The sequence below is a fragment of the Pseudobacteroides cellulosolvens ATCC 35603 = DSM 2933 genome (assembly GCF_001262605.1).
GTDB lineage: Bacteria > Bacillota > Clostridia > Acetivibrionales > DSM-2933 > Pseudobacteroides > Pseudobacteroides cellulosolvens.
The window spans coordinates 2,173,147-2,186,505 of record NZ_LGTC01000001.1 but is presented as its reverse complement, the minus strand read 5'-3'; the positions used below and the strand labels follow the sequence as shown (position 1 = coordinate 2,186,505).

The 13,359-nt window shown below is 36.8% G+C and carries 10 protein-coding genes; 6 read left to right on the top strand and 4 right to left on the bottom strand.

All coding sequences use genetic code 11. From position 1 onward, the window contains the following. Positions 1-29 precede the first annotated feature (29 nt). The 4 genes from Bccel_RS32045 to Bccel_RS08810 form a co-directional block, all read right to left on the bottom strand. The gene (locus tag Bccel_RS32045) at positions 30-179 is read right to left on the bottom strand and encodes a PD-(D/E)XK nuclease family transposase (protein WP_276326133.1); all 150 of its coding nucleotides are present in this window, start codon (positions 177-179) and stop codon (positions 30-32) included. Between the two features lie 5 nt (positions 180-184). Further along, the gene (locus Bccel_RS08820) at positions 185-3,157 is read right to left on the bottom strand and encodes a CBM35 domain-containing protein (protein WP_050753297.1); all 2,973 of its coding nucleotides are present in this window, start codon (positions 3,155-3,157) and stop codon (positions 185-187) included. A gap of 276 nt (positions 3,158-3,433) precedes the next feature. After that, entirely contained in the window at positions 3,434-4,828 is a 1,395-nt protein-coding gene (locus tag Bccel_RS08815) for a mannose-1-phosphate guanylyltransferase/mannose-6-phosphate isomerase (RefSeq protein ID WP_036937999.1), read from the bottom strand. A gap of 181 nt (positions 4,829-5,009) precedes the next feature. Continuing rightward, positions 5,010-5,480, bottom strand: a complete 471-nt coding sequence (locus Bccel_RS08810) for a VanZ family protein (protein WP_160317707.1) — start codon at positions 5,478-5,480, stop codon at positions 5,010-5,012. Between the two features lie 313 nt (positions 5,481-5,793). Between Bccel_RS08810 and Bccel_RS08805 the strand changes: the two genes are divergently transcribed. From Bccel_RS08805 to Bccel_RS08780, 6 genes are all read left to right on the top strand, one after another. Then, positions 5,794-7,353 carry a hypothetical protein gene (locus Bccel_RS08805; protein ID WP_036937994.1) on the top strand — a complete coding sequence of 520 codons (1,560 nt, stop codon included), beginning with the start codon at positions 5,794-5,796 and terminating at the stop codon, positions 7,351-7,353. A gap of 83 nt (positions 7,354-7,436) precedes the next feature. Beyond that, entirely contained in the window at positions 7,437-8,084 is a 648-nt protein-coding gene (locus Bccel_RS08800; protein WP_036937991.1) for a hypothetical protein, read from the top strand. A 231-nt stretch (positions 8,085-8,315) separates the two neighbouring features. Continuing rightward, entirely contained in the window at positions 8,316-9,479 is a 1,164-nt protein-coding gene (gene cps2T, locus Bccel_RS08795; protein ID WP_036937987.1) for a beta 1-4 rhamnosyltransferase Cps2T, read from the top strand. 184 nt (positions 9,480-9,663) lie between these two features. Beyond that, positions 9,664-10,806, top strand: a complete 1,143-nt coding sequence (locus Bccel_RS08790) for a glycosyltransferase (RefSeq protein WP_050753296.1) — start codon at positions 9,664-9,666, stop codon at positions 10,804-10,806. 28 nt (positions 10,807-10,834) lie between these two features. Beyond that, positions 10,835-12,169: a glycosyltransferase WbsX family protein gene (locus Bccel_RS08785; protein ID WP_050753295.1), complete on the top strand. Its 1,335-nt coding sequence runs from the start codon at positions 10,835-10,837 to the stop codon at positions 12,167-12,169. Between the two features lie 79 nt (positions 12,170-12,248). Beyond that, positions 12,249-13,334 (top strand): glycosyltransferase family 4 protein, encoded by a 1,086-nt coding sequence (locus tag Bccel_RS08780; protein ID WP_036937984.1) that lies wholly within the window; start codon positions 12,249-12,251, stop codon positions 13,332-13,334. The last annotated feature ends 25 nt before the right edge of the window (positions 13,335-13,359 follow it).

Here is a 13,359-nt window from a genome sequence, read left to right as displayed (position 1 = left end):
CTGCTTTTTACATTTTCAAATCCTCAATTTCACTCTTTGATAGGCCGGTAAATTTTTCTATCAAATTTATTTCCAATACTGTCATTTTCAAGCATCAATATTGCGTTTAAAAAACTTATGAGAATCTCTTTATTTTCTTGTCTGCCAAATATTCTCTGGAATACAAAATCCCAAGGAATCTTGTTCAGATTTGGGTTACAGTTATATAGTCGAGGTTCACCGTGCCGCCGTCATCATCATCTCTCTGGAGAGAAATAGAGTTTATACCAGTATTTAAGTGGAGCACTTCCAAACTATCTTCCCATGTATCCCAATTGGAGAGTTTGGGAAAAAATGTTTGTTTTATTTTTATCCCATTAACATAAATACTAAGAGATTTGTCAGCCTCGCTGGCATTGGAATAACGAATATTAACCGAATAGTCTCCGTCCTGCGGTACAGTTAATGTAAACAAAGCCTTTGCACCAATATTGCCATATCCGCATATAAAACCGCTTCCTGAATAACCTGTGTGATCATCTGCAAATCTTGCATTCCCAGAAAGTGAAGCATTTTCTGCTTCATATTTTTGAGAAAACACTGCTAAAGTCTTGGTTACAGTTATATAGTCGAGGTTCACCGTGCCGCCGTCATCATCATCTCTCTGGAGAGAGATAGAGTTTATACCGCTATTTAAGCGGAGCACTTCCAAATTATTTTCCCATGTATCCCAATTGGAAAGTCTGGTGAAAAACGTTTGCCTTATTTTAATTCCATTAACATAAATACTAAGAGATTTATCAGCTTCGCTGGCATTGGCATAACGGATATTGACCGAATAGTCTCCGTCCTGCGGTACAGTTAATGTAAACAAAGCCTTTGCACCAATATTGCCATACCCGCATATAAAACCGCTGCCTGAATAACCTGTATGATCATCTGCAACCTGTGCATTTCCTGAAAGTGAAGCATTTTCTGCTTCATATTTTTGAGAAAATATTGTTGGAGATGGCATTGAAGTATTTGTGGGTGTTGCTGTAGATGTGGGTGTTGCTGTAGAAGTCGGTGTTACAGTATTTGTAGGTGTGGGAGTATTTGTGGGTGTAGGAGTATTTGTAGGTGTCGCAGTAGAAGTCGGTGTTCTTGTAGGAGTTCTTATTGGAGTTGGCGTGCTCATACTTGCAATGCCAATATAATCAATATTAACCGAACCTCCGTCCGATCTTGTTCTTCGCAGTATGATTGAATTTGTTCCTGCCTTTAAATTTACCAATAGTGATTGATTGGACCATGTGCTCCAATTTACTGTCCTTGTAAAGCTTATCCTTTTGATAAATGTTCTGGAATTATACAGACTTAGTGTTTTATCAGCTTCGCTGGCATTTGCATACCTGACTGTAAGCCTATATTGTCCGGATTTTGCAATGTTTATTTTGAAAGTTGCAGCAGCATTTACGTTACCGTATCCACAAACAAAACCTGTTCCGGAATAACCAGGATGATCGTTTGCAACCCGTGCATTTCCTGAAAGTGAAGCATTTTCGGCTTCATATATCATATGCGGCACTGTAGTGGGAGTTGCGGCAGGTGTTGCCGTTAATGTTGAGGTAAATGTTGCAGTAGGCACTGGGGTAGGTGTTGCTACAGGGGTAGATGCAGTAGCAGTTGGAGTATGGGTAGGAGTATATGTTGGAGTATGTGCTGCGGTATGAGTTGGTGTGCTTGTTACAGCACCGGAAGAAACAATAATGCTGCTAACAGGGTATCTTCCATCAGCTCTTTTTCCTGTAATTGCAAGGTCAATGCCAGGTTTTCCAGTCTCAGGATCAATTATTGCTGCACAAATGGAGTAATTTCCATCAGGTAGATTTGGGGGTATTGGAAAGATACTTTGAAATGTTTTGTTCCCGGGCAGCCATTTGCGGATATCCTCCGAGAACTGATATTTTGCAACAATATTCCCGTTGCTGTCGGCTAGCGATAATTCCAAAGGCCATTTGAAGTAAAATGGAGCAACACCTTTATTTGCCCAAGTCATGCTCAGTGAAAGAAAGGAACCTGCTGCGGCAGTGCTCTGGTGAGTGATGCTGGTTGGAACGAATCTGTAGCCCATTGAAGCCATAACCTTGTCTATATTTTTCTGAAGTGGATCTCCAACTTCCAGGTGTACGGGGCAGCATGTACCAAGCCAGCTGATATGGTTTTCCTTAAGCTGTCTCAATGTCTCAGGCATTGCAGAGTCTTGAAGGAATTGGGTTCCCGGATAGTAACCGAATTCACCGCCTGCGGGAGCATTCAGCCAAAAATCGGGCATTGTAGGATGAGTATAGCCGGGGTTGTATGAATCCTCGTGTCCGTTATAGATCCAGTCCAGAAACCATCTTTGGGTCTGGTTATAGTCACCGAAGCAGTTATTGAAAAGCCCCATCTTGTTATCTTTTCCCACCTGTGATGGATACCTCATTGCAAGGGGTTTATCTGTAAAATAATCTGCATAGTGTTGGGCATATTGGTCTGAATACTGGATAGGAGGAAATATTCCTGCAGGTTGATCAACATTTGCAATATAGGTTGTGTGCCATTCGCCCCAATGACCGCAGCTTCCTATTAGAATCATGAATACCCTGGGGTCTTTATTATAACGGGCTGCAAAGGCCTGGATTAGTTTTTGGTGATAGGATATTAGAATTGGGTTTTTATAGTTGGGGCTAAAGCCCATTTTTGTGTTCTCGTTTTGGTAATTATACCGGGTGCCGTCTCCGCCAATCTCATTATAAAGCCAATCGGGAAGATTCGTGTGTTCAAAATCATCAGGGTAATCCATATTTAACTGGAGAATAATCTTAACACCTTTTGAGGTCCAATAGTCAAACTGGTTATGTGTTTCGACAGAGGCAAAATCAAAGGTGCCTTTTTGCGGTTCAAGCTCTCTCCATGTAATAGAAGCATAAACAAGCTTGAATGGCTGTTTTGAGTAATAGTTGCCGGTATGTGCCCATGGAACCCATCCCATATATGGGTTGTAGAGTACATCGGATATTTCTTGAGGCGTAGATGTTATTAAATCGGGGGCAGCATAAGATGCCGGCAATGAAGTATATAATGAGGAACTGAGGAAAAGTGACAAAAAAAGAGCAAGAAATAATGGCAGAAAGAGTTTCTTTGCATAATAAATCATATTGTACCTCCTGTGTACTCGATGGTTGATGGAGATAATCGAGAAAGAAAAACATCATAATTATATTTTATGTTAGGTTGGATATCTTTGCTATATGCAGGAAGGCTGATTTTATATAGGACTTTAGACTAATTTTTATATGTGTCAGTGTAGAATAGTTGCTTAACAGGGGGCATAATACAATATAAAATAAACAAACAGTCAATAAAATACAAATTTATCGGCTGTTTGTTTTATTATTCCACAAAAATCAAAGGGTTTGTGTTATATGCTACATTAGCAGGCTGATTCCAGCCTTCCATAAACGTCATCAAACCTTACAATGTCATCTTCTCCCACATAATCACCGTTTTGTACCTCAATAATAGTAAGGAGAGAATCACTCTTATTCATCAGTCTATGTTTCGTTCCTTTAGGAACATAAATACTTTCATTTTTATGTATAACCCGCTCATCATCACAGCCTATTATAACAGAGGCCTGTCCGCTGGTAACAACCCAGTGCTCGCTGCGATGGTTGTGAAGCTGCAAGCTTAATGCCTGACCGGGATTTACCGTTATAAGCTTTACCTTGAACTTTTCGCCTTGGCTTAGAATGGTGTATGATCCCCACGGGCGATGGGCGGTAGTGTGTTCATGGGCTTCGCTTCGGTCTTTTAAGGATTCGTAAACCTCCTTAACCCTTTGCGATTCACCTTTCTTTGCCACCATAATAACATCATCGGTTTCTATAACTATTGTATCCTCAAGCCCCACAGCTGCAACCAGCCTTTGGTTGGACATAAGCAATGAATTTTTGCAATCAATTGATTTGCAATCCCCAAGCTGAACGTTTCCATCAGTGTCTTTATCCATGTAGTCATAAAGGGAATCCCATGAACCTACGTCATTCCAATAAATGTCGAGGGGAACTGTTACTATTCTTGAAGATTTTTCTGCCACAGCATAGTCAATTGATATACTTTTCAGCTTTTCGAAATCCTTTATAAAAAGCTCATAGCTCTTGGTTGAAAGGTATTCGTAAAGCTGTACATGATGCTGCTTAAGCTCTTCTAAAAATGTACTCAGTGTAAATGAATACATACCTGCGTTCCAATAGTAGCTGCCTTTTTCAAGATACTCAGTTGCTTTATCAATACTGGGCTTTTCAACAAAAGATTCGACTTCAAAACCATTTTTATACTTTTCGGATGCCTTAATATATCCATATCCGGTTTCCGGCTTGGTTGGCTTGACTCCGATAGTAACGATTTTACCGTCACGTGTGTAATCCATACATTCCAAAACCCTCAAAGCAAAGTCTTCTTCAGGATCAATCAAGTGGTCGGCTGGAGCTATAAAAAACTGCTCTTTACCGGTTGAAGAAAACTTATCCATACAATACTTCACTGCAAGAGCAATAGCAGGTGCGGTATTCCTGGGACATGGCTCTGAAATTATGTGACAATCCTCAGCATTGCATTTAGCCAGCTCTTCTTTAATATGAAAAAGATACTTTTGGTTTGATACAATAAGTATGTCCTTAGGATCAACAATTAACCTGTACCTGTTTATGGTTTTTGCCAATAAGGATATGTCTGAATCGATACTTAAAAACTGCTTAGGAAAATTTGACCTGGATAACGGGTATAAACGAGTACCCCCGCCTCCTGCGAGAATAATTATTTTCATATGAACCTCCCCTGAAACTAAATAATCAAACTTTTCATACATAACCATTTGCTTGTATAGCTTGTAATTACAATGCATTTAAACTGGTTATTTCTATAATTTCTATAATTTTCATAATGTGGCTTTATTACAGTAATAATTATATATTTTTTCAAGACTTAAATCAATAATTTTTGAAAAATTATACAATTTTTTTTGCTTTTCTCTTTTCAACATAATACATCAACAATGCTCCTGCGATGACACCGGATGAATCTATAAGAATATCAGCAATCTTTCCGGTTCTTTTCGGTACAAATAACTGATGAAACTCATCGGATGCAGAGTATAAAACAGCCGGCAATATTGAAAATGCCAGTCTTTTATGGATATTTAAAGGCAAGTTTTTAAGCATGCTGTAAAAAAGCATAGCCAGTATCATGTATTCGGTAAAGTGAAGAAATTTTCTAAAAAGCAAGTTTAAAGTATCTAATGTATTGCCGGTTAATTCATTACCGGTAAGGCTAAATAGTTTTCCTACTACACGCCTTATCATCCCTTCAGATATTTCATTTGAAGTATGGCCCGTCTGATGTGAGAAGAAATAGATTAGCAGAAGGTATGCAGGTATAATAAGCAAGTAGAGCAAAAGTTTTCTCTTATTTTTGAGCATTATAAGATTGGTTCCTTTCATTACATTTGTAAATTACTTCAAAAATGCATTTTATTGCAAATAAGCCACCACTATTATACTTAATACTTGACAAAAATTCAAACTTGTTTTTATAAAGTTTATAAAGTGTACTGGTAATTTTATGGAAACATTTTATATAAATATTGATTTTTAAGATATCTTATAATATAATGTTGCAATAATAGTAGATATATACAGTTCAGTAGTATGTTTTACTTTTTCTTTTTCGTTTGAGCAAGTCTTTTATTGCTTATTAATTAAAATCATTTCAGATTTAGGAGGGGAATTTTAAATGAGAAGAGTTTTTGTAGGGTTGTTTTTAGTAGTATTCCTAGTAAGCTCAGTGTTTTTCAATGTATCAAGTGCAGTTTCTTCACCTTCTGTTACATCCGAGCCGCAAGATAAAACAGGTATTGATATCAAACAGATGAGTTTAAATCCTCTTAAGCTTAAGATTACAATAGATCCAAGCAGTGACGATCTGCTGTATCAGGTATGGGGACAGGATGCAAGCGGATGGACGCTTGTGAGTGCTTATAGTGAAAATTCTGTTGTAACCTGGAATCCAAAAGAGAAAAAGGACGGCATATATTATGTACAGGTGAGAATTAAGGACAAAGCAACAGATAAGTTTATTGATCAAAAGATGGATATGATTGTTGTTCATGATCCTAATGTATTGAGAATTGAAAAGGTAATAACAGATGCTGAAATTGACGGGCATGGAACCGTAGGACAAAATATTAATGTAAAAGTTATTGCCAGCGGCACTAAAAATAAAGACATACGTTACAGCTTCACTGTAAAGCAAGGTAAAAAGTGGGTTGTAAGGCAAAACTTCACCAAGTCCAATCTGTTTGTTTGGAAGCCGAGTGATCCAGGTACATTTGCTTTACAAGTAGATATACTGGATATTAATGATCCTACGGGAACCCAATGTGACACCATAGACAAGCCATTTGAAATAAAGGCTGATGATTATACATACCCTGAGTTTAGGAAGTTGGATGTTACACAGGTAGGCAAATCCGGAAACTACAGGATTGCTACTGAAAGTACTCCAAGAGGCGAATATAAGAGCAATTACATGTTTACAATAGGTGAACAGTACAGAAAGCCGCAAATAGTTAATGGATACAAAACCAGTGACAAGTATACATGGAATTCACCCAAGTCAGGTATATATGAAGTTTCTGCATACATAAAAGACATTTCATCAACAAATTTTGACGATGCATTCCGTACAAGTACATATAAGGTTGAGACAAAGGATGTTACAGGCGTTAGCCTTGATTCAGTTGAGCTGAGTCACCCGGACCGGGTTCAGAATATTAATACTACAATGAAGTTTACAGCTCGTGGATCAGGCGGAAATGAACTTTTATATGCTTTTTATAGGCATGAAGCTAAAGGGATTGTGGTTTTACAGGATTACTCAACAAATAACATTCTTAGTTGGAAACCTGATAGTGCAGGAAAATATACCATATTGGTGAGGATAAAGGATATAAAGTCAGGCTCTTATGAGGCTGAAGATAGATTTACATATACTATCCTAGATCGGTCGATACCACAAGTAACAATAGATACTATCAATGTTGAAGGCGGCTTTAAGGTGGGGAAGGCTCAAAAAATAACTGTAAATGCTTCAGGAAATGATAAACTCATGTACAAAATTGGAATTCAACATGATAATTTTGACTGGGTTACATTGCAGAATTATTCACCTAGTAATACTTGTATGTGGATACCAAAGCAGGCAAGAGATTATAAGATTATTGTATATGTAAAGGATTTAAGTTCAGGTTCTCATATAGCTTCATATACAAAGGAAATAGTTGTTTCAAAATAAAAGAATCAAAATTTGCTCAATCTCAAGAACAAAGCTAGCTTTGTTCTTGAGATTGTTTGTTAACTAAGGGGTATTGGTATATTATGCATAGAAAAGAAAAAAGGATAGTAATAGCCTTATCTATTTTGTTAGCTGTAGTACTAGGGATTGCTGTCAAATTTTATATTGACTATAAGGCTGCAGATAAGAGAGCTATTCATGTAAGCAACTCATACGTGGATAAAAATAAAGAGCTTTCAAATAAAATAGAGGCGGTAGATAAGAGAATTAATGAGCTTAACGAAAGGTATTATGAAGATAAGTTGTCCAAGCTTCTTGGAGCGGAGCAAATAATATCGTTACAAAAGGCACAATGGAAGTATTCACTAAAAGCAAATGAGACTCCTTTCACTGAAAATCATATATATATACATTCACGAGATATAGTACTTACTTTGACAGAGAGCCAGAAGGAGGAAAAGGTGCTTCCAATATCAATGCATAAGAAGGGCAGCCTTGTAAGCGGTGATGACAAAGACAATTTTTATGATCATATGATTATTAAATCAGATATACCTTTTGAAAAGAAGGTTCAGATATACAATAATTACACAAATGTTTTTTACTCATTTAAGAATTTATCTGTGGGTACAGTAATTACTCTTGTACTTAGTGAACCTTTGAAAGACAGATTAAATCTTCATTTTGACAGATTGGAGATAATAGTTGACAAAATTGACGAAAATTCATAGAAAAATATACAAAAAGAGAAATATGTAAAATATTAGGACTATTTGCTATTGACAATCAATTGATATGAATTTAAAATAGGTATGTGGTTTACTCAATACTATAACTCAAGGTTCTGCATTTGCAGAACGTTGCATTATTGAGGATGAAACAAAATTAACCTGTATGACTAAGATAAAAAATGGGTTGGTTTATATATACATTTTAGTTTTGAGCTATCGGAGGAAAAATTCATGCAGCACGTGTTTATTGTTGGCTCGAAAGGTATTCCGGGAGCTTATGGCGGATATGAAACTTTTGTAGACAGGCTGACAGAGTACCATCAGAATAATAGAGAAATAAAATATCATGTAGCATGCAAAAGCGAAGAAACGGGAGATTTTGAATACCAGAATGCCCGTTGTTTTAAAGTTAATGTTCCTAATATTGGACCTGCACAAGCTATCTATTATGATGTAATTGCATTGAAACAATGTTGCCAATATATTGAAAAGCATAATATAAAAAATCCGATTGTATATATTCTTGCTTGTCGAATCGGACCTTTTGCAGCTCATTATAAGAACAAAATTCACAAATTTGGTGGCAAAGTATATGTAAATCCGGACGGACATGAATGGATGCGCAAAAAATGGAGTGTTCTGGTTCGTAAATATTGGAAAGTGTCTGAAAGGATGATGATCAAGAATGCAGATTTACTTATCTGCGATAGTAAGAACATCGAGAAATACATACAGAAAGAATACCAAAAATATCATCCAAAGACTACCTTTATTGCATATGGTTCTGACACAAAGCCATCTATTCTAGCTGGTGATGATTCCAGACTTTTGAGTTGGTATCAGACAAAGAGGTTGACTCCTAAAGGTTATTATCTGGTCGTTGGTAGATTTGTACCAGAGAATAATTTTGAAACGATGATACGCGAGTTTATGGTCTCAAAATCAAAGCGTGATTTTGCCATTATTACGACTGCTAATGATGCTTTTTTGGAGGAACTGGAGCAGAAACTCCACTTCAGAAGCGACCCAAGAATCAAATTTGTAGGCACCGTATATGACCAGGAGCTCTTGAAGAAAATCCGTGAAAATGCCTACGGCTATTTTCATGGTCATGAGGTGGGGGGGACCAATCCGAGCTTATTGGAAGCGTTAGGCAGCACCAACCTTAATTTGTTGCTTAACGTTGGTTTTAATCGAGAGGTTGGCGAAGATGGGGCTATTTATTGGAATAAGGATTTTGGTGATTTGGCAAAGATCATCGAAAAAACTGATGCCATGAGTGAAGAAGAAATTGCAGCACTTGGCGTGAAGGCTAAGAAGAGAATATCTGACGAATATAGTTGGGAGCACATCGTGGATTTGTATGAGGATGTTTTCTTGAATGGTGTGCAGTGAGATTTGTACAAGATATAAGGGTATGAAGCGATGGCTAGTGCGTTATATAGATTAGATACAGGAATTTTCTGTTTTGATAGTACAGCTTTGAGAAAAATCCTGCTTTTTCACTTAGAAGTGCTAGAAGCAGGATTTTTGCTGAATAGTCGTAAGTTAGGGAGAAAGTGTCTATAGGTGGTTTGTAATGAAGAAAAAAAGAGCAATCATAATAACAGCTTTTGCAAGGTTTATAAAAAGCTTTTTAACAAATGATATTTTGATTTTACAACGAATGGGGTATGAGGTGCATTGTGCTGCAAACATTAACCATGCAGGTGCAGAATGTATGCTACAATACTTTAAAGATATGAATGTAGTATTCCACCAGATTGATTTCTCATCAAACAAACCTTTGTCGAGAAAAACTTTGGTTTCTTACAAACAGATGAGAGAATTATATAAGCAAACCAAATTTGATCTTATTCATTGCCACACCCCAATTGCCGGAGCTATCGCTAGAATGACTTGTGCAAAGCAGAGAAAAAAAGGGGCAAAAGTAATCTATACTACCCATGGTTTTTATTTCCATAAACATTCAAGCAAGAAGACTTGGCTAGTGTTTCATACAGTAGAAGATTTCATGTCAAGATATTCTGATGCAATAATAACTATTAATAAAGAAGATTATGCTAATGCACAAAAGATGCATTGCAAATCGGTATACTATATTCCTGGCGTAGGTGTAGATACTCAAAAGTTTATTTCTGTGGGTGTGGATCGTGATGAATATCGCAAAAGGTTGGGTGTATCTAAGGAAGACTTTTTAGTTTTAGCTGTTGGTGAATTGTCACAGAGGAAAAATCACCAGATTATTATAAAAGCACTTGCTGAGTGTAAAATCCCGAATGCACTATTTATGATTTGTGGTAACGCAATGACAAGCACAAATACAAAAGAAGAATTGGAAAGCTTGGCAAAGGAAATGCAAGTTGACTTGAGATTAATGGGGCTGCGTGATGACATTCCACAAATTTGTAAATGTGCAGATGTTGGAGTAATGCCATCTACAAGAGAAGGTCTTGGCTTGTCGGGTATTGAAATGCTGGCTTCTGGTTTACCTGTGGTAGCATCAGATGTTCACGGGATTGTTGATTATATTGAAAATGGAGTTGATGGATTTCTGTGTGATCCATTTGATAGTCATGCATTTGCTGTTGCTATTGGAAAACTGCAAGTAGAAGAAGTTCGGCAAAATATGAAACCATCTTGTGTAGAAACTGCAAAAAAATTTGATAAATGCTTTTCTTTTGCAGAGATGGAGAGAATTTATAGCGAAGTATTGTCCTAATATACGAGTTGCATAGGAGGTCTAACTGTTGAAAGCTCTACTGAGGAAATGTAAAAACATATTCTGGAAACTTCCAATTAGTGATGCAGTGAAGCAAGCCATAGGGCGTAAATGGTTTGAACATAAAATAAGGATGGAAGAAGAAAAAGATAAAATTGGAACGATTGCAATTAAAGAGGATGAGGCACGGTTGCGTAAATATGTATTGTATGTGCTTGATCAGTATGGAAAACGTTTTCCAGAGTATTGTTCTTTTGAGCAACATCAACCTATTAAGGCGAAAAGATCAGTTGTTGCCTATTATCTAACACAATTTCATCCCAATCCTCAAAACGATGAATGGTGGGGAAAAGGTACTACAGAATGGAATAATGTAAACCAAGCAGTCCCACAATTTGTTGATCATTACCAACCTAGAAAACCAGGAGAACTAGGATACTATGATTTACGCCTAAAAGAAAATATGTATCGCCAAATTGAACTTGCGAAGAATTACGGTGTAACTGAGTTCTGTTTTTATTACTACTGGTTTGATGGGGCTAGGTTACTGGAACGTCCGCTTAATATGTTTTTACAAGATAAGGGCATGGACATTGAATTTAGTTACTGTTGGGCTAATGAAAATTGGACAAAACGGTTTTCTGGAACGGATTCTGGTGCTCTTATGAAGATAACACAAACGGTTGAAAGCTATTCTAAGTTTATCGAGGCTGTTGTCGACGATATGAAAGATGTAAGATATCACAGAATTAATGGTAAACCAGTGTTGTCAGTGTATAGACCCAGTCATATTCCAGAGCCTTTAATTGTTCTCAAAAGATGGAGAGATTATGCAAAATCTATAATTGGAAGCGATATTTATTTAATTGCTATTAAAGAAGCTAACAGCACGACAAATTGGATTGAAGTAGGATTTGATGCAACAAGTGAATTCCAACCAAGAAGTATTGAACGTAAATGTAAAGATATATCAGATTCCGTAGGCACACTAAGAAAAGATTTTTCTGGGAAAGTTTACGATTATCAAGATATGGTTCGGCGTAAACTCTTTTTATCTGAAATGCAGGAGAAATGTTATCCAGCAGTCATGCCTATGTGGGATAATACAGCACGTCGCAATGCAAGGGGGACCATTTTTCATGGAGCAACACCTGCACTATATAAGGAGTGGCTTAAAGATATTTTTCATAGTTTGGCAATAAATAACGAGTTGGAAGAAGAACGAGTTTATATTAATGCTTGGAATGAATGGGGCGAGGGAGCGTATTTAGAGCCAGATTATGCATATGGATATGCTTATCTACAGGCTACTTATGAGGCAGTTGTTGAAACGGCTATACAGGAAAAAACAATTGAAAGGTAAGTGCTTTGGTATTGTTGTATTTGTGATTTGATTATTTATACAATCCTAAACAATATTCTGCCGAAGGGATAAAGGTGATATGATGAATGTCTTAAATGTATTATATGATTTGTACCAAGGTGGAGTAGAGCATCTGGCAATTACAGTATCTAACGAGATGGTACAGCAAGGTCATAATGCATTCTTTTGTATTATTTCTGGAGAATATGACGCAACCCTTATAGAGAGATTGGATTCAAGGGTACACTTGAGAATTCTGAAAAAAGAGAAAAAGGCTCGTAAATTAGGATACCTGAAACAGCTTATTGCTTTTATAAAGAAAAATCATATCGAAGTGCTTCATGTTCATCAAGGTACAATAATGAACTTCTATTTATTAGTAAAAGTCTTTTGCCCAAACGTTAAAATTTTCTATACAGTTCATGATACTTATATTTTTACCGACTTGCCCAGAAGGGATCAAGTGATAGCAAAACTTATTTGCAATAAAATTATTGCGATTTCTGATGCGGTAGTCGATAACATAACAAGCACTGGAGTTGAACGTAACAAAATTGAAAGAGTATACAATGGTGTGGATTTTACTGAGTTCAGAAAGCTAAATACTAAAGTTTTCGATAAGGATCGGATTGTAATCGTCAATGTTGCACGTTTTATACCTAGCAAAAAGGGACAAGATGTCCTTATTAGAGCTGCCTCACAGTTGAAAGAAAGCGGATATTGCATTCAAGTTCTTTTTGCTGGAGGTATGCTGAATCCGAATGATTCTGCTATGAGTGAAATGCAAAAGCTAGCTCAAGAACTTGGGGTAAGTGATTATGTGTCTTTTCTCGGAAATGTTAGTAACATTGCTCAGTTATTAGAGAATGTTGATATTTTCTGTATTCCTTCTAGGTATGAAGGATTTGGTATCTCTGCTGTTGAAGCAATGTCAGTTGGCATTCCTTGTGTTGCCAGTAACGTGGTCGGATTAAATGAAGTTGTAAACGACGAGATATTAGGCAGAGTCTTTGAAGCTGGAAACGATACTGAGCTTGCTAAGCAGTTGATTTATGTTATAGAGCACTATGATGAATATGTTCCTGAAGCGATACGGGATAATGTCTTAAAACGCTTTTCAATTCAGAAAATGGTGTCCAAGCTTATAGAGATATATCAATTATAATAAAGGTAACATTAATTGCATGAGG

What these genes read in the sequence shown, in the direction of transcription:
- Bccel_RS08810 (WP_160317707.1), bottom strand. Translation starts at nt 5,480, where the DNA reads ATGCTCAAAAATAAGAGAAAACTTTTGCTCTACTTGCTTATTATACCT.
- Bccel_RS08780 (WP_036937984.1), top strand. Translation starts at nt 12,249, where the DNA reads ATGATGAATGTCTTAAATGTATTATATGATTTGTACCAAGGTGGAGTA.
- Bccel_RS08790 (WP_050753296.1), top strand. Translation starts at nt 9,664, where the DNA reads ATGAAGAAAAAAAGAGCAATCATAATAACAGCTTTTGCAAGGTTTATA.
- cps2T (WP_036937987.1), top strand. Translation starts at nt 8,316, where the DNA reads ATGCAGCACGTGTTTATTGTTGGCTCGAAAGGTATTCCGGGAGCTTAT.
- Bccel_RS08815 (WP_036937999.1), bottom strand. Translation starts at nt 4,828, where the DNA reads ATGAAAATAATTATTCTCGCAGGAGGCGGGGGTACTCGTTTATACCCG.
- Bccel_RS08800 (WP_036937991.1), top strand. Translation starts at nt 7,437, where the DNA reads ATGCATAGAAAAGAAAAAAGGATAGTAATAGCCTTATCTATTTTGTTA.
- Bccel_RS08805 (WP_036937994.1), top strand. Translation starts at nt 5,794, where the DNA reads ATGAGAAGAGTTTTTGTAGGGTTGTTTTTAGTAGTATTCCTAGTAAGC.
- Bccel_RS08820 (WP_050753297.1), bottom strand. Translation starts at nt 3,157, where the DNA reads ATGATTTATTATGCAAAGAAACTCTTTCTGCCATTATTTCTTGCTCTT.